The 19,778-nt window shown below is 53.4% G+C and carries 17 protein-coding genes; 10 read left to right on the forward strand and 7 right to left on the reverse strand.

What is annotated here, in order from left to right; translation table 11 throughout:
• Positions 1 to 399 precede the first annotated feature (399 nt).
• Positions 400 to 1,629 carry an Nramp family divalent metal transporter gene (locus BS640_RS16325; protein ID WP_084912932.1) on the forward strand — a complete coding sequence of 410 codons (1,230 nt, stop codon included), beginning with the start codon at positions 400 to 402 and terminating at the stop codon, positions 1,627 to 1,629.
• A 75-nt stretch (positions 1,630 to 1,704) separates the two neighbouring features.
• Here the strand turns inward: BS640_RS16325 and BS640_RS16330 are convergent, their stop codons facing one another.
• The 3 genes from BS640_RS16330 to mgrA form a co-directional block, all read right to left on the reverse strand.
• On the reverse strand, positions 1,705 to 3,648 hold the full coding sequence (locus tag BS640_RS16330) for a tyrosine-protein phosphatase (protein WP_084912933.1): 1,944 nt from the start codon (positions 3,646 to 3,648) through the stop codon (positions 1,705 to 1,707).
• Positions 3,649 to 3,817: 169 nt separating this feature from the next.
• Positions 3,818 to 4,291, reverse strand: coding sequence for a DUF2502 domain-containing protein (locus BS640_RS16335; protein ID WP_017490707.1), 474 nt, complete (start codon positions 4,289 to 4,291; stop codon positions 3,818 to 3,820).
• Between the two features lie 245 nt (positions 4,292 to 4,536).
• Positions 4,537 to 5,526: an L-glyceraldehyde 3-phosphate reductase gene (gene mgrA / locus BS640_RS16340; protein ID WP_084912934.1), complete on the reverse strand. Its 990-nt coding sequence runs from the start codon at positions 5,524 to 5,526 to the stop codon at positions 4,537 to 4,539.
• Positions 5,527 to 5,808: 282 nt separating this feature from the next.
• On the opposite strand from mgrA, the gene BS640_RS16345 reads away from it, so the two are divergent.
• Complete coding sequence (locus BS640_RS16345) at positions 5,809 to 7,473, forward strand: alpha-keto acid decarboxylase family protein (RefSeq protein WP_084912935.1); 1,665 nt, start codon at positions 5,809 to 5,811, stop codon at positions 7,471 to 7,473.
• A gap of 27 nt (positions 7,474 to 7,500) precedes the next feature.
• Here the strand turns inward: BS640_RS16345 and BS640_RS16350 are convergent, their stop codons facing one another.
• Positions 7,501 to 8,379, reverse strand: a complete 879-nt coding sequence (locus tag BS640_RS16350; RefSeq protein ID WP_017490710.1) for a LysR family transcriptional regulator — start codon at positions 8,377 to 8,379, stop codon at positions 7,501 to 7,503.
• 147 nt (positions 8,380 to 8,526) lie between these two features.
• Here BS640_RS16350 and BS640_RS16355 point away from each other — a divergent pair, with 147 nt between their 5' ends.
• Entirely contained in the window at positions 8,527 to 9,003 is a 477-nt protein-coding gene (locus BS640_RS16355) for a multidrug/biocide efflux PACE transporter (RefSeq protein ID WP_017490711.1), read from the forward strand.
• Between the two features lie 78 nt (positions 9,004 to 9,081).
• The gene (locus BS640_RS16360) at positions 9,082 to 9,771 is read left to right on the forward strand and encodes an aspartate/glutamate racemase family protein (RefSeq protein ID WP_017490712.1); all 690 of its coding nucleotides are present in this window, start codon (positions 9,082 to 9,084) and stop codon (positions 9,769 to 9,771) included.
• A 9-nt stretch (positions 9,772 to 9,780) separates the two neighbouring features.
• Here the strand turns inward: BS640_RS16360 and BS640_RS16365 are convergent, their stop codons facing one another.
• Positions 9,781 to 11,040 (reverse strand): ion channel protein, encoded by a 1,260-nt coding sequence (locus BS640_RS16365; RefSeq protein ID WP_017490713.1) that lies wholly within the window; start codon positions 11,038 to 11,040, stop codon positions 9,781 to 9,783.
• Positions 11,041 to 11,336: 296 nt separating this feature from the next.
• On the opposite strand from BS640_RS16365, the gene glk reads away from it, so the two are divergent.
• Positions 11,337 to 12,308, forward strand: a complete 972-nt coding sequence (gene glk, locus BS640_RS16370; RefSeq protein WP_017490714.1) for a glucokinase — start codon at positions 11,337 to 11,339, stop codon at positions 12,306 to 12,308.
• Positions 12,309 to 12,373: 65 nt separating this feature from the next.
• On the opposite strand, the gene BS640_RS16375 is transcribed toward glk, so the two are convergent.
• Together BS640_RS16375 and BS640_RS16380 are read right to left on the reverse strand one after the other, a co-directional pair.
• On the reverse strand, positions 12,374 to 13,111 hold the full coding sequence (locus BS640_RS16375) for a LytR/AlgR family response regulator transcription factor (RefSeq protein WP_017490715.1): 738 nt from the start codon (positions 13,109 to 13,111) through the stop codon (positions 12,374 to 12,376).
• Positions 13,108 to 14,784 (reverse strand): sensor histidine kinase, encoded by a 1,677-nt coding sequence (locus BS640_RS16380; protein ID WP_017490716.1) that lies wholly within the window; start codon positions 14,782 to 14,784, stop codon positions 13,108 to 13,110. The genes BS640_RS16375 and BS640_RS16380 overlap by 4 nt, the downstream gene beginning before the upstream one ends.
• Before the next feature lie 197 nt (positions 14,785 to 14,981).
• On the opposite strand from BS640_RS16380, the gene BS640_RS16385 reads away from it, so the two are divergent.
• The 5 genes from BS640_RS16385 (at position 14,982) to lspA (ending at position 19,638) form a co-directional block, all read left to right on the forward strand.
• Positions 14,982 to 15,521: a GNAT family N-acetyltransferase gene (locus BS640_RS16385; RefSeq protein WP_017490717.1), complete on the forward strand. Its 540-nt coding sequence runs from the start codon at positions 14,982 to 14,984 to the stop codon at positions 15,519 to 15,521.
• 149 nt (positions 15,522 to 15,670) lie between these two features.
• Positions 15,671 to 16,936, forward strand: coding sequence for an alanine transaminase (gene alaC / locus BS640_RS16390; RefSeq protein WP_017490718.1), 1,266 nt, complete (start codon positions 15,671 to 15,673; stop codon positions 16,934 to 16,936).
• A gap of 178 nt (positions 16,937 to 17,114) precedes the next feature.
• Positions 17,115 to 17,633: a cytochrome b gene (locus BS640_RS16395; protein WP_084912936.1), complete on the forward strand. Its 519-nt coding sequence runs from the start codon at positions 17,115 to 17,117 to the stop codon at positions 17,631 to 17,633.
• Between the two features lie 223 nt (positions 17,634 to 17,856).
• Positions 17,857 to 18,714 (forward strand): MurR/RpiR family transcriptional regulator, encoded by an 858-nt coding sequence (locus BS640_RS16400; protein WP_017490720.1) that lies wholly within the window; start codon positions 17,857 to 17,859, stop codon positions 18,712 to 18,714.
• 423 nt (positions 18,715 to 19,137) lie between these two features.
• On the forward strand, positions 19,138 to 19,638 hold the full coding sequence (gene lspA / locus BS640_RS16405) for a signal peptidase II (protein ID WP_017490721.1): 501 nt from the start codon (positions 19,138 to 19,140) through the stop codon (positions 19,636 to 19,638).
• Positions 19,639 to 19,778: the final 140 nt, after the last annotated feature.

Here is a 19,778-nt window from a genome sequence, read left to right on the forward strand (position 1 = left end):
GACGGTCATTTTATGTAACGCGTACACAAAAAATGTGATATGTATTGCAAATATAGGAATTAAGCCAAAAAAAAGCAACATTTCCAGCGACATAACACGAAAAGTCAAGATGTTAAGTAAACTACGCATTATTGGATTTTTTGTGCTAGCTTTAATACAGGCAGTAATACACCCAGCGTTTCCGTGGGGTTGAGTCCAGAGTATTCTAAAAATTCTGTATTCGGAAAGCGAGCCATCATTGAGTCTTTTGGCATCTAGCACATAAAACCTGCCGGTTCTTACGCTTCTTGCTTCCTGTCAGAGCAATAAACAACACCTTTCTAAATGCACTTGATAATCATTCTCAATTGATTATTATATCAGTATTAGAAAGCGTAAAAACTGTAAGGGTTAACTGATATGTTGAATAGCCGAGCTGAATCCTCCAGCCGTTCTTCCAGGAAGATAAAGCTTTCGTTAATGGGGCCTGCTTTCATCGCCGCCATTGGCTACATCGATCCCGGTAATTTCGCCACCAACATTCAGGCGGGTGCCTCCTACGGCTACCAGCTGCTTTGGGTTGTTGTCTGGGCAAACGTGATGGCTATGCTCATTCAGCTTATGTCCGCCAAACTGGGTATTGCCACCGGTAAAAACCTGGCAGAACACATTCGCGATCGCTTCCCACGTCCTGCGGTCTGGGCCTATTGGGTCCAGGCTGAAATTATCGCCATGGCTACCGATTTGGCCGAGTTTATCGGTGCGGCAATCGGCTTCAAACTGCTTTTAGGCGTCTCCCTGCTGCAAGGGGCGGTGCTCACCGGTATAGCGACCTTTATTATTCTTGGCCTGCAAAAACGCGGGCAAAAACCGCTTGAGCTGATGATTGGCGGCCTGCTGCTGTTTGTGGCGCTGGCGTATATCGTCGAGCTGTTCTTCTCGCAGCCTAAAATGCTGGCGCTCGGCAAGGGCATGCTGACACCGAGCCTGCCGGACAGTAATTCCGTTTACCTCGCTGCCGGGGTACTGGGCGCGACCATTATGCCGCACGTAATTTATCTGCACTCATCGCTGACTCAGCGTTCGTCCAAAGACTCGAAAGAGCAGCGTTATTCTTCGACTAAGTTGGACGTGGCGATCGCCATGACTATTGCCGGTTTCGTTAATCTGGCGATGATGGCGACGGCAGCGGCGGCTTTCCACTTTAGTGGTCACAAGGGCATTAGCGAACTGGAGGAAGCCTACCTGACGCTGACGCCGCTGCTGGGTCATGCGGCGGCAACGACGTTTGGCCTGAGTCTGGTCGCTGCAGGGTTGTCCTCCACGGTCGTCGGTACGCTGGCAGGGCAGGTGGTGATGCAGGGCTTCGTGAAGTTTTACATTCCGCTGTGGGTGCGCCGCGCGGTCACCATGGCGCCATCGTTTATCGTGATTCTGCTTGGCATGGATGCGACCAGGATTCTGGTCTTGAGTCAGGTATTGCTGAGTTTTGGTATCGCGCTGGCGCTGTTACCGCTGCTGGCTTTTACCGGCAATCGCGAGCTGATGGGAGACATGACCAACTCAAGGCTGATGCAGTGGTCTGGGCGGGTGATTGTGCTGGTGGTAGTGAGTCTGAACTTCTATTTGCTGATCGGCATGCTGAAGTAGCGCGGCGATTATTCAGGTAAACACTAAAAAAGGGGCACTGAAAAGTGCCCCTTTTTGCATGCTGTTTAACCATAATCAAAATATGTAGCTGAGATTCAGACTGCCGCTGACCCCTTTGGTGTCGCCCGATCCCAGCGCGGCAACCTGTGCGCCAAGACTGACCGGGCCGTGGCTGGCGATAACGTTCAATCCGGCAGTGTAGAAGTTGTGGCTGTGATAAGACGAATCCTGTGTCACGCTGTAGCCGTAAAGTTCACCGCTGCTGCTGACCGTCGGATTACTGAAGTCGTGCTCATAGCCGAGGTTAACCGCAGGGGTGATAGCCCAGTTGCCTGCCTCTGAAGGACGGAAGGCGAACTTGAGGTTAGCGACGCCGCGGGTGCTGGTTTCGCTTGTGCGGTTCATGTCCAGCGCAAGTTCGCTGCCGCGCTCCTGGAAGGCGTCGAGTTTGAGATACGACACACGTCCTCCTACGGAAGGTTCCACGCGGACCCACCCAAGGTCACTAGCATAGCCCAGACGCAGCGTGCCGCCGACCAACTGACCTTCGGTGTCGCCCCATGCGGTGCCCAGACCGCCGCCCAGCTGGCGTTTACCGTTGTCATTGACCCATCCGGCGTTGACGTCCGCGGCTAAGAAGGCTCCGGCATCAAGGTTGTTGAACGCCAGTCGTCCGCCCGCGCCCACAAAGGTTAGATTGGTTTTCACCTCACCGCCCGCCGCGCCGACCGATCCCCGGTCATAGCCAAAGGTACCGTAGCCGCTGACGCGACTGTTGAAGCGTTGACCCAGCCCCATCATCACGCCTGTACTGTGTTCGTTGCTGCTGGAGGCCTGTGCGGATCCTCCTGTGCCGAGATAGCCGGAAAGCGCGGTTGCCCACAGGTTGCTTTCGCCGTCTTTCATGCGCGAACTGTCGGTATAAGGCGCAAGCGCATCGTCGAGCAGCGAGTTTTGACGAAGAAGGTAGCCTGAAGTATCGGCATAGACCTGACCGCCGACGGTCGACTGCACGCCGCCCAGCGTTCCGGCATCGATTGCCGACTGCAAATAGTAGTTATAGTTAGTGTAAGCACCAGAAAGACTGCTGTTTTGCAGTTCGTTAAGCAGCTCCGCACCTTCGGCGTCGTTGCCACGCATTCCCGCCTGTCCCGGCAGCGTTGAGTAGAGCACCATCTTGGCGCGCAGCACATAAATCGTGGCCTGCGAAAGACCCAGGCCCTCGGTCAAATAGTTTTGCATTGAGCCGTATTCTGCAATCACTTCATCAAATGCCGTGGTGAGATAGCTGGCTTCTACGGTGAGAAGCGGCGCGTAGATGGCGGCTTCGGCGGCGGGCATCGCGGCCAGTTCCGCATTGATACGGGCGGCGGTATAGGTGTTGGTCGCCAGATAATCTTGATAAATGTCGCGGGTGCTTACGCCGGCAATGCTTTGCAATATGGCAGTCGCCCAGCCGGTGCGGTCTTTGCCTGCCGTGCAGTGGAACAGCGCCGCGCCTTTGGTGCTGGCGAGGTCATTGAGCAGCACGCCAAACTCGCTGCTGACGTTTTTGTCATCAACAAACTCTTTATAAGTTTCATCCATATATTGTTCGGCTCCGCTGGCCGAGCCGAGGCTAGTCAACAGGCTGGCGGCAGAGGTCGAGGAAGAGCTTGCCGTCGCGGCCGAGCTGCTATCGCCAAGGATATTGATGTTGGTGTAGGTTATATTGGACGGAACAGTATCCGGCGTGGCGGCGATTTCGCTGCTGGTGCGCAGGTCGTAAATATGGGTGATGCCCAGCGTTTCGAGAGTAGCCAGATCGGCATCCGACGGCGTGAAGACGTTCGAACGATAAAAGACGCCGCTGCGCATGGTGCCGCCGTAAGTGGTGCTGTAGGCCGTGGTGGTGCCCGCAATATCACGAAAGTTATCCATCGAGCTGAGTATCGGCGTCGTAATGGTGACATCGGAAGCATAGGCGTTCAGGGCAGGTGTGCAGAGTAGGGAAATAGCGACGGCAAGCTTTAACTTCATGTTCTACCTCATTTTTATGGGCTTATAAAAGTGAGGGACTCTAATTCTGATTTTTTACAAAATTATTAAAGCATTAATAAGGTTTAACCTTTGGGTAAAAAGTAGCATTTTTAGCCAAAATGATCGGATAAAAAAAGGGGCACTTTTCAGTGCCCCTTGTTCAGGGAGATTAATGGTGGTCGCCGCCTGGGCCGCCCATAGGAGGACGAGGCTGGCCGCCGCCGTGATCACCACCATGGCCGTGATCGCCACCACCGTGGTCGCCGCGACCGCCGCCGTCATGGCCGTGATCTGGACCGCCGCGACCGTGGTCAGGACCGCCGTGGAATTCAGGACGAGGGCCCGGGCCGCCGTGGCCGCGACCGTGCTGGTTCCACCAGCCGCCATCACGCCAGCGAGCGCCGTCCCAGTAGTAACCGCGATCGTTGCGGTGACCATAGTATTCGTTACGGTGTTGCCACCAGTACGGAGAACGCCAATCATAACCGTCCCAGTAATAACCGCGGTTATCACGCTGGCCGATGCTGATAGACAAGCCAGGAACATTGATGCTGATACCGTCAGCGTGTGCAGGCATAGTGGCTGGCAACAGGCCGAACAGCAGGGCACCCAGAGCAATCTTTACAACGGGTAATTTTTTCATCATGTTTCTCCATTCAACCTTATTCCCACTTGTTTCATGCTGTAACGATAAAGCCGCGACATAAAATAATTGGGTTTGCATTAATTCGTTAGATAACGTTTTCAATAATGACAGTTATAAGGCCTGGACGGCAGGCTTTCTATTGTCTGCAATCCTGTTTTGATTCTTTTACCCAGTTTAACGATATACTTACAGTAAGTCCCTGAGAGCATTGTTAACAAAGTTTTCCCGTTTGAGGTAAGCGGTTACACTAGAACGTCTTCAATCGCCGCTATTTCCTGTACGCTCAATTCAAGATTGCTCAAACTGTTCACTGCGTCATCAATCTGGCTGGTTTTACTGGCCCCGATCAACACTGAGGTCACCCTGTCGCCGCGCAGCACCCAGGCGAGCGCCATCTGCGAAAGCTTCTGTCCGCGAGCCTGAGCTATCTCATTCAGCTTGCGCACCTTCTCCAGTTTTTCAGGCGTTATCTGCTCCGGATTCAAGAATTTGCTGCCGCTGGCGGCGCGCGAATCTTCGGGAATTCCCGCCAGATAACGGTCAGTCAGCACGCCGCCTGCCAGCGGTGAGAAGGCAATCGAGCCTACGCCGTTTTGTTGCAGGGTATCCAGCAGTCCGCCTTCTACCCAGCGCTCAAACATGGAATATTTTGGCTGATGAATGAGGCAGGGGGTGCCCAGTTTATTAAGAATATCAAAAGCCTTTTGCGCCAGATCCGCCGGGTAGTTCGACAGCCCAACGTACAACGCCTTGCCCTGACGCACGATCAAATCCAGCGCGGACATCGTCTCTTCCAGCGGCGTATGCGGATCGGGACGGTGATGATAAAAAATGTCAACGTACTCGACGCCCAGGCGTTTAAGGCTCTGATTGAGGCTGGCAACCAGATATTTTTTCGACCCCCAGTCGCCGTAAGGGCCGTCCCACATGGTGTAGCCTGCCTTGGAGGATATGATCAGCTCATCGCGCCATGGCAATAAATCTTCACGCAGAATACGCCCGAAATTCTCTTCGGCCGATCCCGGCGGAGGCCCATAGTTATTTGCTAAATCGAAATGCGTTATCCCTTGGTCAAAGGCGTGACGAACCAGTTCGCGGCCAGTTTCGAAGCGCGATGTATCACCAAAGTTGTGCCACAGGCCTAGCGAGACAGCGGGAAGTTTTAGGCCGCTGTGACCACAGCGACGATAAAGCATCGTTTCATATCGGGCGGGGTTGGCTTGATAAGGCATAGGGATCCTTGTTTAAAAGTTACCGTTAGTAAAATAGCGTTTTAGTGTATGCGTTTTCACTTCTATATTCAGATGTCGCGATCACATCGGCTACTCTTTTTTTAGAACAAAGGAAAACTCTTAGGAGATTGAAGGCATTGCACTAAAAAACGGCATTTTTACGCCGACTGTCTTTGCCGCTTTCCATTCACCATTTGAATAATAATTCTTTGACTCATTTGTACTCGGGGACACTGTGCTAGAACTATTAACTAGCAGTTCAATATTTAATAGGAGATCATCATGAGTCATATTTTCAGCGTAGGTGACTATCTCGTTGAGCGACTTTCTGAGTTGGGCATTGATGAATTATTTGGTGTGCCGGGTGACTATAATTTGCAGTTCCTTGACAGCGTTATCGCTCATCCCAGGCTGAAATGGGTCGGCTGCTCCAACGAGCTTAATGCCGCCTACGGGGCCGACGGTTACGGGCGCAGCAAACCTGCCGCCGCACTGCTCACCACCTTTGGCGTCGGCGAACTCAGCGCGTTGAATGGTATTGCCGGCAGCTATGCGGAATATGTTCCCGTTATTCATATTGTGGGTGCACCCGCCCTCAACGCGCAGAAGCGCCATGAACTGCTGCACCACTCGCTCGGCGACGGCGATTTCAGCCATTTTCCCCGTATGTCCGCCCAGATAACCGTGGCGCAGGCACTGCTTACCCCCGAAAATGCCACGCGGGAGATAGACAGAGTGTTAGGCGAGGCGCTGTATGCGCGGCGTCCGGTGTACATTCAACTGCCAACCGACGTAGCTTCTCATCAGGTTTCCGCCCCCACTCGGCCTCTTGAATCTCGCCTGCCTGCCGTGGACAAAAATTCTGTCGAGGCTTTCACCCGCGCGGCGACTGCGTTGTTGCGCTCGGCCGACAGCGTGAGTCTGTTAGCCGACTTTCTGGCCGATCGTTTTGAGGTGCGTGACGCGGTACAGCAATGGGTGGACGACGTTCCGCTGCCGCACGCCACGCTGCTGCTCGGGAAAGGATTATTGAACGAGCGCCGTGCGACCTTTTGTGGCACCTACGCAGGGAAGGCCAGCGGCGAGCCGCTGCGCAGCGTCATTGAGGATGCCGATGCCGTCATTACTCTCGGCGTGTGCTTCTCTGACACGGTGACCAGCGGCTTTACGCAAAATATTGCGCAGCATAAACGTATCGATCTCCAGCCGTTCAGCGCCCAGGTAGGGGAGCAGGTATTTAGCCACGTCCCGCTGTCGGTAAGCGTCGATATTCTGCATCGCCTGACCGCCGAACTGGCCGGATTCTGGAAGCCCGCGGCTATTCCTGACAAAACCCTGCCTGCGCCAACCGAAACGGGCTTGTGTCAGCAGGCCTTCTGGCAAGAGATTCAGACCTTCCTGCAACCCGGTGATATTCTGGTGGTCGAGCAGGGAACCGCCTGTTTCGGTGCGGCGCAGCTGAACTTGCCTGAAGGCTGTGACTTTATTGCCCAGCCGCTGTGGGGCTCGATAGGCTTTACGCTGCCTGCGGCGTTGGGCGCGCAGATAGCCAATCCCGACAGGCGCGTCGTATTGATAATCGGTGATGGCTCAGCGCAACTTACCGTGCAGGCGCTAGGTGCGGCTATCCGTTATCGGCTCAATTCCGTCATCTTCATTATTAACAACGATGGCTACACGGTTGAGCGGGCAATTCATGGCGCTGAACAACGCTACAACGATATTGCCCAATGGCAGTGGACTCTACTGCCGCAGGCGTTTGGCGCGACAGAACCGACGCTGGTGGAACGTGTAACCGACGTGAGTGAACTGCGACAGGTGATGGCGAAGATAGACGCCCGCCCTCAGCTGTGTTGGGTTGAGGTAGTGCTGCCGAAAATGGACGTTCCGCCGCTACTGAGCGCCGTTACCCGTGCGCTCGAAGCGCATAATTCTTCACGCGAATAGCCGTCGCCCATCGCTCATGAGGGGCGGTTACTGCCCCTCGATACGCAACGGGTCGAGCAGGCTGTCGATAAACCAGCGGCCTGCCGGTCCCGGCTGATTGTTGCGCGACCAGACCGCATCGATAGAAATCATCTTTGGCCATCCCGAGAGACTGAGCTCTACCAGTTTGTTGTGGCCGAACTGCGCCACCAGCCAGCGTGGCAGTATCGACCAGCCAAATCCCTGTTCCGCCATCTCCAGCAGCATCAGATAGCTCGGCGCAGACCAGGTCTGTCCAAGGGCTTTCTGCTGCGTCTGCCTGCCGTAGGTTTGCAGGCAAAGCTGCCGATAGGCGGGCAAATCTTCATGGCGCAGCGCATCAATTGAGGCCAGCGGGTGTTTTTTGGCGACAAACAGCGCCATCTCGGTCTGGTCGGGCAGACGCGCATAGCCAATATCCGGCGGATAACTCTCCTGTACTTCAAGCATGCCGATATGCGCGCGCCCGAGCTGCAACAGGTCAATCACGTCGCGGTCTTCGGCAATCAGGCATTCAAACTCGATGTCGGGATAGCGCTGTTCGAAGTGGCTCAGCAGCGTCTCGTAATGGGTCGGTTGATAGGTATCCGAAAGCACAAAGGTCAGGCGCGGCTCGATTTGCGCCGACAACCGCACCGCCAGTTCATCGAGTTTTTCGCTGGCCGACAAAATGGCATGTACGTGGGCCAGCACCTTCTGACCCTGTGGCGTCAGCTGCGGTTGACGGCCCTCGCGGTTGAATAGCGTAATGCCCAAATCAACCTCAAGATTTGCCACGGCGGTGCTGACCGTTGACTGACTTTTATGCAGTTTACGCGCGGCGGCAGAAAAGGATCCGCTGGCGGCGGTCTCGACAAAAGCCAGTAACGCTTCGGGTGAATAGCGCATTGATGCATTCCCAATCTGAGGTAACGGTGATGTATCGGTTTTATCGATACTAGCTAACTTTATTCTATCTTTATTAGCGATGATAATCCTACTCCTTAGGACAAGGAAGGGTCACGGACACCATCAGGATTATTAAAGGTAAACACTATGTCATCGTTAAACGCATCAATGAAGGCGCAAAAAAGTCTCACTGAGCGGCTCATTCACGCCGTCGGCTTCGAGGTGATGGCGCTGCTTATCTGTGCCCCTGTCGCGGCATGGATAATGAATAAACCTGTCCTCGAGATGGGCGTATTGTCGATTTTACTCTCTACCACCGCGATGGTCTGGAACGTGGTGTATAACAGCGTTTTCGACTATTTCTGGCCTATGGGCAGCGTGAAGCGTACTTTTCCGCTCCGCGTAGGGCACGCGCTGGGTTTTGAGGGGGGCTTTATTCTTATAGGCCTGCCGATCGCGGCCTGGTGGCTGCAAATCAGCCTGATAGACGCCTTCGTTCTGGAACTGGGTTTCTTCCTGTTTTTCTTGCCTTATACCATCGGCTATAACTGGCTGTACGATACGCTGCGTCAGCGCGTGATGTCGCGTAAGAGAAATCAGGCGAGAGAGCCGCTAAGACGTTAATTTCAGCACGCCCGAGTCTTGTTATCGCCCTGATGTTCCTCTATTTTCGATGAACAACAAGGATGCGAGGAGATCCAAATGAAAACTCTGGGCCTGATTGGCGGCATGAGTTGGGAATCGACGGTTCCTTATTACAAAGCAATCAATGAGCAAATCAAGCAGCAGTTGGGCGGCCTTCATTCCGCCAGGCTGGTGCTATATAGCGTTGATTTCTATGAAATTGAACAACTGCAGGCGCAGGGCAACTGGGAGAAAGCCGGGGAAGTGCTCGGTGCAGCGGCGCTGGCGCTCAATAATGCCGGTGCCGAGGTGATTGTGCTCTGTACCAACACCATGCACAAGGTTGCCGAGGCGATAGAGAATATCGGCGGACTGCCGCTGCTGCACATCGCCGATGCCACCGCGCGGCCGATTCTGGCGCAAAAGCTGCGCCGCATTGGCCTGCTGGGTACCCGTTTCACTATGGAGCAGGCGTTTTATCGCGGGCGGCTTGAGGCGCTGGGCATCGAGGTTATCACGCCTGATGAGGCCGACCGCGCCGTCGTGCATCGTATTATTTATGAAGAACTGTGCCTCGGTAAGGTTCTTGAGGCCTCGCGTGAGGAATACCGGCGCATTATTCGTTCGCTGGAGCTGCGGGGCGCAGAGGGCATTATTCTCGGTTGTACCGAGATTACGCTTCTGGTCGGTGCCGACGACGCCCGCGTGCCGGTCTTTGATACAACCGCGATTCATGCGCAGGCCGCCGTCGCGTTCTCATTGAGCTAGCGCCCGAGCTTATTCGCGGTCGGTTTCTGAGCTTCTGTCGTGCCGGATAACCAGCATCAAAGGTTTTCCGGCCAGCACTAGCCACGCGGGCAGCATGACGATGCACAGCACCGGCAGCAGCTTGAGGTCCGGCACCACGGCAATCGCCAGAAACAGGCTCAGCCAACCGTCGCGCGTGACCACCAGCACCATTCCCATTACCGCACAGGACACGGTCACCGCCGCCGGCACCGAATCCACGTGATTATGCAGCAAAACACCCAATGAAACGCCGATAAACACCGCCGGGAAAATCCTCCCTCCTCTGAATCCACAGGCCGCCGCCACGACCAGCGCCGCCAGCTTGCTCAGCGTGATAGCAAGCAGTTGGCCCAGCGACAGGCTGGCACTGCTTATCGCCAGCAGTTTCATCTCATCGTAACCGCGAAACAGCGTAATCTGCCCGCCAATCAGCGCCAGCAGGCCGAGCGCGAATCCGCCAATACCGAGCATAACAACAGGATTAGGGATTGCATGGAACGCGCGGTGCACGTGTGGGAAACACCATACCGCCAACATGCCCAGTGCGATGGCTATCATCACCACTACCGAACCGCTGATAATGTCGATGAAATGCGTCTCGGCATAGGGTGCCAGGTTGAGTGCAAAGTCGGGTTCATAAAACAGATTGCTGGTTAGCGCACCGGCACCGGCGGCGAGCAAGGGGGCGAACAGTCTGTCCCACAGCGAGACGTCTTTTCCGCCGTTGAGGGTCTGAGAGAAGATTAGCGCGGCGGCAATCGGGGTACCAAACAAAGCACCGAGCGTGCCTGCGGCGGCGAGAATTATCCAGTCTGTAGTCGGCACGCGAGGGAAAAGGTGCGTGCCCACTGTCACGGCGACGGCTATGTTTATTGCGATGATAGGGTTTTCTGGCCCAAGGCTGACGCCGCCCGCAAGGCCGATGACCAATGCCAGCAGCAGGCCCGGTATGGCGACCAGCGGCACCGGCATGCCAATCAGCGACTCGGTGGCGGGGTCAGGCCCGGCATGGCCCGGCATCGAACGAATCAGCGCGCCGACGGCTATACCGGTTAATGTGAGTATAAACAACACCCATCCTGCGGATAGCGTGTTAATCTTTAGCGCGTCGGGAATATGCAGCCAAAACAGGCTTTGCAGCGCATTGGCAAAACGCATGACGGCGACCAGAATAATACCGGAAGCAGCGCCAATCAGCAGGGCCGGAACGCCGAAGGTCAACATGGTCTTGGCACGAGGATGCAACATGCAAGAATTCCCTTATTATTCTGCTCTGTCCAATGTATAGAGGATCGTCGAATTTTTGTTTTTTACCGCTTTATTTTGCGGTATGCCGCTGCTTATATCATCAATAGGTTAAATCGGCGTTGCAGCATAGGGCAATTACCGCTATTTTGCCCTCACGAATATGTAAGCACTTAGCACTTATAGTCCTGCTGGCCTAGATTTTCCAGCCCACAATCGGGCATGTCTGAAAAGGCCGAGTATCATCACTGAATGCGAGCTGAAGCAGGGCAAGCAATTTAATTTTTGCGGAGATAAAAATGACCAAGTACTCCCTGGTGGGCGATGTTGGAGGCACTAACTGCCGTCTGGCGCTTTGCGCTCTGGACAGCGGTGAGATCTCTCAGGCCCAGACTTTTTCCGGCCTGGATTACGACAGTCTCGAAGCGGCAGTTCGTCATTATCTGGAGCTGCAGCAGCATCAGGAAGTGAAAGATGCGTGTATTGCCATCGCCTGTCCTATCGTGGGTGATTGGGTTGCGATGACCAACCACACCTGGAAATTCTCGATTGCCGAGATGAAGGCAAACCTGGGGCTGGACCATCTTGAAGTCATTAATGATTTCACCGCTGTTTCCATGGCTATCCCAATGCTGAAAGAAGTGGACCTGTTGCAGTTTGGCGGTAAAAAACCGCAGGACGGTAAACCGGCTGTTATCTACGGTGCGGGGACCGGTCTGGGCGTGGCGCACATTATTCACGTCGACAATCGCTGGTTAAGTCTGCCGGGTGAGGGCGGACACGTCGATTTCGCACCAAACAGCGAAGAAGAAGATATCATTCTGGAGCAGCTACGCACCGAGATGGGCCACGTTTCTGCCGAGCGTATTCTTTCGGGTCCAGGTCTGGTCAATCTGTACCGCGCTATCGTCAAGTCTGACAACCGCGAGCCAGAAGACTACGCGCCAAAAGACGTTACCAAGCTGGCGCTGGAAGACAACCTTGACTGCCGTCGCGCACTGTCACTGTTCTGCGTCATTATGGGCCGCTTCGGGGGCAATCTGGCGCTGACCATGGGCACTTTCGGTGGGGTTTATATCGCGGGCGGCATCGTGCCTCGTTTCCTGGAGTTCTTCAAGGCTTCCGGCTTCCGCGCCGCCTTCGAAGATAAAGGGCGTTTTAAAGACTATCTGGTTGATATTCCAGTATATCTGATTACTCACGATCAGCCTGGCCTGTTGGGTTCAGGGGCTTACCTGCGCCAGTCGATGGGTATTACGCTCGTCGCCTAAGACCGCAATCGCCAGCCGATTCCAATTTCGCCTCCTCAGCCCTCTGGCCGCGGAGGCGAAATTGTTTATAGGCCCATGAGCTGGCGGAAGGCCTTAACCCTGCTGCGGCTGACCGGCACCTCAAAGTCGAGGTCGCTCAGGCGCAGAATGTAGGTGTTGTTGAACCAGGGCACGATTTCGCGGATTTTCGACAAATTCACGCAGTAAGAGCGATGGCAGCGGAAGAAATGCTCTGCCGGCAGGCGATTGCACAGCTCCGAAATATTCATCGGCATGGTGAATTCTTCTCGCCGGGTGTACACCTGGGTCACTTTTTCCTGCGCGGCCGCGTAATAGATATCGTTGATATCGGTCACGATAATCCGCTCGTCTTTGATAAGATTAATGCTGTGGCTGACGCGGTTGCTGCCAGTAGCGGCAGGCGTATCGGCCTGCCTGTCGCGCTTGAAATGGGTCTCGAGCTTTTGCAGCATGGTGACGATGCGCGACTCGTGATAGGGCTTGAGTATGTAGTCAAAGGCTTCAATTTCAAAGGCTTCGGCGGCATGTTCTTTATAAGCGGTGATGAAGATAATGTACGGCTTGTGCGCGAACTTGCTGATGTTCTGCGCCAGTAGCACGCCGTCGAGTGAAGGAATATTGATATCCAGAAAAATGGCATCAACCTGATGATTCTGAAGATATTTCAGCACTTCCAACCCGTCGTCGAACTTGTCGACGATCTCAATGCCGCTGTGGGTCTTTATCAGATAGCTGAGCTCTTCCTGAGCCAGGAATTCATCCTCGACAATGATAGCTTTCACGGGCGTTTATCATCCTGGTGTATGAAAAATGAGATTTCCGTCCCCGGTTCGAGGCGACGGATCTGCAGGCCTTGCCCGTAAAGCAGACTGACGCGGTGATGAACGTTGAGCAGACCGATTTTATTCCCCGGCATCTCGTTATTCGCCACTCGGTCAATTACCGACTGCAAAATGCCTTGCCCGGTGTCTTTAACCGACACTTTAATTTTGCTACCGAGGCGCTTAACGGCAATCACTACCACGCCTTTCCCGCTGCAAGGCTGAATGCCGTGGACGATGGCGTTTTCTACCAGCGGCTGAATAAGCAGGCTAGGTATAGACACCGAGATATCGTCGTCAATGTCGTAAATTACCGTCAGTTTGCTGCCAAATCGCGCCTTTTCGATCGCGATATAGTCCTGCACCTGATGCAGCTCTTTTCGCAAATCAATAAGCTCGTCGTTTAATTCGAGATTGTAGCGCAGGTAGCGCGACAGATTAATGATCAGCTGTCGCGAGGTGTCCGGATTGATGCGAATCGACGACGAAATCGCGTTCAGTGCGTTAAACAGGAAATGGGGGTTTATCTTGCTTTGCAGGGCGCGCATCTCGGCTTTGTTGGCCATTTCACGCAGTTGTTCGGCGCGCGATACTTCCATCTGCGTGGAGATAATCTGCGACAGACCGACCGCCATGACCTTCAACGAATAGGTGATGCGGTGTGCGTGGCAATAGTAGATCTTAAGCGAGCCGGTTATGACGCCTTTTTCCCACAGCGGAATGATCATTTGTGAGTGGATCTGCGGCGTTCTATCCATTTCATCGTTATTCTTGATAGTGATCCGCCCGCTGCTGATCGCTTCTTTGGTATTTTCGCTAATGATCTCATGGCCAATATTGTATTGATCTGCACCGGTGCCCACGTAGGCGAGAATGTTCTTGGTGTCGGTAATTGCCACGGCGTCGGCATTAATGTCTTCACGAATGATATTGCAGACAGTCGCCATCGATTCGGCGTTAATATTGCGGAAATAGGGCAGCGTTTTGTTGGCGATATCCAGCGCCAGCCTCGCCTGTCGGGCGGCAATCGCCTCTTTTTCGTCGGCCACGCTTTGCACCAGCAGCACAATGGGGCCGATGGAAATGGCCCCGAGGATCAGCGGCGCAGAAATAATCATCACGATATCCAGCCCGAGCGAGAAAGGGCGTGACATCAGCAAAATCAATACCATGGTCAACGATTCACACAGCATGCCGGCGGCAATGCCCATTTTCCAGTGGTGCTGCTTTTTGACCCGCAGATTGATATAGCCCGAGAGAAATCCGGCGATAATACTGGTTATCAGGCAGGGGATGGAGGTAACGCCATGAATATCTATCAGAAAACGGTGGGTGCCCGAGATAAGTCCGGTAATGATGCCCACCCAGGGGCCAAAGAGGATCCCGCCTGAGACGATAGCAATGGTGCGAACGTTAATCAGCGAGCCTTCGACGTTAATTCCCGACAGCGTGCCAAAGATGGCGAACAGCGAAAAAATGGCAGTAACGGCGGCCAGTTCGAGGGGGGTATGCGCATCGCTGTCTTTTTGCAGCAGCCGGCGAAACTGGCGGGAGCGGGTCAAGAAAAACAGGCAGATCAGCATCAACGCCGCGCGGTCAAACACCGCCAGCGTCATATCAAAAACGTTATGCACAGCAGACTCTCGGTGGGATGCCTTGGCATCGCGCTCAGTAGGATTCTGCTGATTATAGGGAAATGTGCTACCGCCCGCTATACGGAGCGTCGTTTATCAAAAATAAGCGCCAGTCTCTTTCTAGAATGGCGATTTTATGGCGTACTTGAGAAAGTGTTGCGGATAACCGTTCAAGGTAATTCACAGGGAGAAAAGGCATGATTTTGCTGACTACACCGCGGCTGACCATGAGACCCATCGCGTTTGAAGACTGGTCGTTGTTTCTGAAACTCAATCAGAGTCCGGGCGTGATGAAATACATCGGCGATATTGAAACAACCGCGCAAATCCGCCACCGTTTCGAACAGCGGGTGGGCAAATGGGATAAATATTCCGATTTCTGGCTGTGTCTGGTGATCCGCGAACGTGAAACCGGCAGGGCGGTTGGCCTGACAGGGTTTTTCCCGGACTGGCGGCCTTATCAGCAGGCGGAGGTGGGTTTTATGCTGTTGCCAGACGCGCAGGGCAAAGGCTACGGCAAGGAGTCGCTGCGCGAAGTGCTGAACTACGCCTTCGATGAGTGCGGTTTTCACCGGCTGCAGGCCAACGTTCTGGAAGGAAATATCGCTTCGCGACGCCTGCTGGAAAGCTGCGGATTCGCCCTCGAAGGCACCTTGCGTGAAAGTTATCGTCTGCACGGCGAGTGGCATAATGACTGGCTGTTGGGGCTGCTCAAAAACGATCGCAGGCCGCAGTAAGGCGCTGGAAAAAATATTTGTTTAATCTATCGACAGTTTTAAAACACTGCGATATGTTGATTCCTCGTTCTGCGGCCGCCCCCTTAGGGCCAAGGCAGCAGAACAGCGTCGCTCGGATGGTCCGGGCGCTAACGTTACTCGAGGTAATCATGACTGACTCCAGTCCAAAGCGTCGTTTCACACGTATTGATCGTCTTCCTCCTTATGTTTTCAACATTACCGCTGAATTGAAAATGGCTGCGCGACGTCGCGGCGAAGATATTATCGATTTCAGTATGGGTAATCCTGATGGCCCTACGCCGCCGCACATTGTCGAGAAACTGGTGACCGTCGCACAGCGCGAAGACACCCACGGCTATTCGACCTCTCGCGGTATTCCGCGTCTTCGTCGCGCTATTTCTCGCTGGTATGCCGATCGTTATCAGGTTGAGATTGACCCTGAAAGCGAAGCTATTGTCACCATTGGGTCGAAAGAGGGTCTGGCTCACCTGATGCTGGCGACTCTTGACCACGGCGACACGGTGCTGGTGCCGAACCCTAGTTATCCTATTCATATTTATGGCGCAGTGATCGCCGGAGCGCAGGTGCGTTCCGTGCCGCTGGTCGAAGGCGTTGACTTCTTCGGCGAGCTTGAACGTGCGATAAAAGAGAGCATTCCCCGTCCCAAAATGATGATTTTGGGCTTCCCTTCGAACCCTACGGCACAGTGCGTGGAGCTGGACTTCTTCGAACGGGTGGTCGCGCTGGCCAAGCAGTACAACGTGATGGTTATTCATGACCTGGCGTATGCTGACATCGTCTATGACGGCTGGAAAGCACCGTCAATTATGCAGGTGCCGGGCGCGAAAGACATCGCGGTCGAATTCTTTACCCTGTCAAAAAGCTACAACATGGCCGGCTGGCGTATTGGTTTCATGGTCGGTAACGAAGAGCTGGTGAATGCACTGGCGCGCATCAAGAGTTATCACGACTACGGCACCTTTACCCCGCTGCAGGTTGCGGCCATCGCGGCCCTCGAAGGGGACCAGCAGTGCGTTAAAGATATCGCCGAACAGTATCGTCAACGTCGTAATGTGCTGGTGCGTGGCCTGCACGAGGCGGGCTGGATGGTGGAAAACCCTAAGGCATCGATGTATGTTTGGGCAAAAATCCCGCCAGCCTACGCGCATCTTGGTTCGTTGGAGTTTGCGAAACGGCTGCTGGCCGACGCTAAAGTCTGTGTTTCGCCAGGTATTGGTTTCGGCGATTACGGCGATACCCACGTCCGCTTTGCGTTGATCGAGAATCAAGACCGTATTCGTCAGGCGGTACGAGGCATAAAAGCGATGTTCCGAGCAGATGGCCTGATCCCGCAGAAGAAAAGCAGCAGCGATGCTGCGGCATTGGAAAAGAAATCACTAAGCGGCGAAGCATAATCCATCGCGAAATAGCGTCACGTTTGACCGAATGATAGAAACCGGGCCTTGAGTGCCCGGTTTTTTTTGTTTCACAAAGGCGTTAATCCTCGCTTCCACGCATCCCCTTAATTTCACGCTATTATTTTTAAACATATTGCCGTACTTTTTAATGCCTATGGACGTTGGGAATAAATCGATGAAAAATCGCTACTCTTTGCTGCAAATCAGCCTGCACTGGCTGACGTTACTGATGATCGTTCTTGCCTATGGCGCGATGCTGGGCCGTGACTATTTCCCCGACGACTATCGCGCGCTGGTGCGTCAGTTGCACTATAACTTTGGGCTAAGCGTGTGGGTGCTGGTGTTTATTCGCATCCTGCTGCGCCATCGTTTTCGTACGCCGCCTATCACGCCGCCGCTGCCACGTTGGCAGGCGCACGTGGCCACGCTAACGCACTGGCTGCTTTACCTGTTGTTTCTCGCGTTACCCACGCTGGGTTTTCTCACCGTTCAGTTTGCTGGGCGCAGTATTTATCTGCTCGGTTGGGAGCTTCCGCAGCTGGTGCCCGCGCATCCCGAGTGGCGCTCAGGGCTAAGAAACACCCACGAGCTGGTCGCGAACATAGGCTACTATTTGGTGGCACTGCACGCGTTGGCGGCGCTGTTCCATCACTACTTCATGAAAGACGATACGCTGAAGCGCATGCTGCCTTAAAATAGGCTTTATTTGGCAAAGGAAAGATTTCAACTGATTGTAAAACATGGATTGTTTTACGATTTCCCGATCCACGTCCTATTTGTTGCAATATGAAAAGGGTAAACTTATTTCTCTGATGCGGGGTGACTTGCTAAGATAAGCCTATGAAAGTTATATGTATGGCGCAGAGAGGGACTCCCTTGCTGCCACGATAGTTTTACTTAAGGTACAGTTAAAAATTATGGCGACTCCTTCACAACTCGCGCAACTGCAAGACCAAATTCGCTCAAGCTACGACTCTTTGAGCAAAAGGCTGAAACAGGTTGCCCGCTATATTCTGGATAACGGCAACACCATCCCTTTTGAAACTATCGCATCGATCGCCGAAAAAGCCGACGTTCCGCCTTCCACGCTGATTCGTTTTGCCAATAACTACGGTTTTGACGGCTTCAACGAAATGAAACAGGTTTTCCGTCAGCATCTGATGGAAGGCACGGTCAATTACACCGAACGTGCGAGTCTGTCCCGCCAAACGGCCAGTGAAGATGTGGGCGCTCCTGAGACACCGGCTGAAATCCTGAAAGTTTTTAGCATGGTGAATGAACAGGCGTTGCAACAGTTGAGCAGCCAGATTAAGGCCGAAGATCTTGAGCGCGCGGTTAAACTGCTGGATGAAGCCGAGAACATTTACGTCATCGGTTTCCGTCGTTCCTTCAGCATTGCGGCCTATTTGACCTATGCTTTCCGCCATCTGGAACGTCGTACATTTTTGATTGACGGTCTGGGCGGAATGTTTAACGAGCAACTCAACATGGTGCGGCCAACCGACGTGGTGATTTCAATCAGCAATTCGCCTTACGCGCAGGAAGTGGTTGATTTAGTCTCGATGGGGGCCGCTCAAGGAGCAAAACAGATAGCGATTACCGACAGTCTGGTCAGTCCGCTCACCGCCTTCAGCGAAGTCTGCTTTATTGTACGCGAAGCCCAGGTTGACGGCTTCCGCTCGCAAATAGCCTCGATGTGTCTGGCACAAACCCTGATGATGTCTCTCGCGTTGAAAGGTGCAGGTAATATTGCCGGTTCAGCGACGAAAAAATGAGGACCTTTACAACATCCTTGTTGTAAAGGGTCATACCCTGCGCCGTTAACGTTCTTCGGTGTAATCTCGGTATCGGCAGTGAGCGCCGCCGCTGCCGAGACGATGAACGTATCACCGCACAGAATGGTTTTATCTTCACGCCCTCCGTGAAACGGCTTGGCCCTTTTCCTTCATGGGGAAGCAGGCCTCACCGTTGATTTCAATTTAACCATTCGAAATTTAAATTTCAAATATTATTTATTCGAAATATTTAATTTCTTGATCTCCCCCACACTCTTGCTGGACCTTTTTCAGTTTTTGTCAGCCTGTGTCGTTGTTTTTCGGTAAAAGGTTACGGCCTATTGCCAGCGGTGCTGCGGTATGGAAGGTGATGCGTCGGGTGGCTATACTGGGGCTATCCTTTTCTTGTTCTGGAAGAACTTCATGAAATTCACTAAACGGCTCGGTCTGATAGTCGTCGTATTCGCCCTGTGTGTTGGCATTGATCAAATCACTAAAGCAATTGCAAAGGCAACGCTGTCTATGGAGTCTGTCCGTGAGTATTTAGGGGGCAGTATTCGACTGTTGCTGACCCACAATACGGGCACCTTTTTGGGGTTGGGCGGCACTTTGCCCGCCAATGTGCGCTATGCGTTGATGATTATTGGCCTAGGGGCTTTCCTGCTGGCGCTGTTGGTCTATACCTTATTGAATAAACGAGCCGACGCGATCACCGTGATCTCACTGACAATGATCTTCTCGGGAGGGATCAGTAACCTGCTCGATCGAATCGTCTATGGCGGTTATGTCGTTGATTTCATGAACGTGAGTGCAGGCATTGTGCATACTGGCGTGTTTAATGTGGCCGATATGGTGCTGATGGTCGGGGCTATCATGCTGTTCATGGTGGGCTTTAAAAGCAAAACCCAAATCGCCCACGGTTAACAGGTAACCTTGCCCCGCGGCCGGGGCAAGGTAAACGGGTTGTTCTCAGGTCATCATGACTCTTCGAAAATCCCAAAAATTTCATTTAAAGTTAAAATGAAATTTTAAAACTAAAATTGTGACGCATACTCTTTCTCTTG

Origin of the sequence: Rouxiella badensis (assembly GCF_002093665.1) — a bacterium.
In the GTDB taxonomy this organism is placed as follows: Bacteria; Pseudomonadota; Gammaproteobacteria; order Enterobacterales; family Enterobacteriaceae; genus Rouxiella; species Rouxiella badensis.

Bases quoted from the DNA above. Each gene is read 5' to 3' on its own strand.
- BS640_RS16360 (WP_017490712.1), top strand. From the start codon at position 9,082: ATGAAAACTCTGGGCCTGATTGGCGGCATGAGTTGGGAATCGACGGTT.
- BS640_RS16385 (WP_017490717.1), top strand. From the start codon at position 14,982: ATGATTTTGCTGACTACACCGCGGCTGACCATGAGACCCATCGCGTTT.
- BS640_RS16350 (WP_017490710.1), bottom strand. From the start codon at position 8,379: ATGCGCTATTCACCCGAAGCGTTACTGGCTTTTGTCGAGACCGCCGCC.
- BS640_RS16335 (WP_017490707.1), bottom strand. From the start codon at position 4,291: ATGAAAAAATTACCCGTTGTAAAGATTGCTCTGGGTGCCCTGCTGTTC.
- glk (WP_017490714.1), top strand. From the start codon at position 11,337: ATGACCAAGTACTCCCTGGTGGGCGATGTTGGAGGCACTAACTGCCGT.
- BS640_RS16400 (WP_017490720.1), top strand. From the start codon at position 17,857: ATGGCGACTCCTTCACAACTCGCGCAACTGCAAGACCAAATTCGCTCA.
- lspA (WP_017490721.1), top strand. From the start codon at position 19,138: ATGAAATTCACTAAACGGCTCGGTCTGATAGTCGTCGTATTCGCCCTG.
- alaC (WP_017490718.1), top strand. From the start codon at position 15,671: ATGACTGACTCCAGTCCAAAGCGTCGTTTCACACGTATTGATCGTCTT.
- BS640_RS16325 (WP_084912932.1), top strand. From the start codon at position 400: ATGTTGAATAGCCGAGCTGAATCCTCCAGCCGTTCTTCCAGGAAGATA.
- BS640_RS16330 (WP_084912933.1), bottom strand. From the start codon at position 3,648: ATGAAGTTAAAGCTTGCCGTCGCTATTTCCCTACTCTGCACACCTGCC.
- BS640_RS16365 (WP_017490713.1), bottom strand. From the start codon at position 11,040: ATGTTGCATCCTCGTGCCAAGACCATGTTGACCTTCGGCGTTCCGGCC.
- BS640_RS16345 (WP_084912935.1), top strand. From the start codon at position 5,809: ATGAGTCATATTTTCAGCGTAGGTGACTATCTCGTTGAGCGACTTTCT.
- mgrA (WP_084912934.1), bottom strand. From the start codon at position 5,526: ATGCCTTATCAAGCCAACCCCGCCCGATATGAAACGATGCTTTATCGT.
- BS640_RS16355 (WP_017490711.1), top strand. From the start codon at position 8,527: ATGTCATCGTTAAACGCATCAATGAAGGCGCAAAAAAGTCTCACTGAG.
- BS640_RS16395 (WP_084912936.1), top strand. From the start codon at position 17,115: ATGAAAAATCGCTACTCTTTGCTGCAAATCAGCCTGCACTGGCTGACG.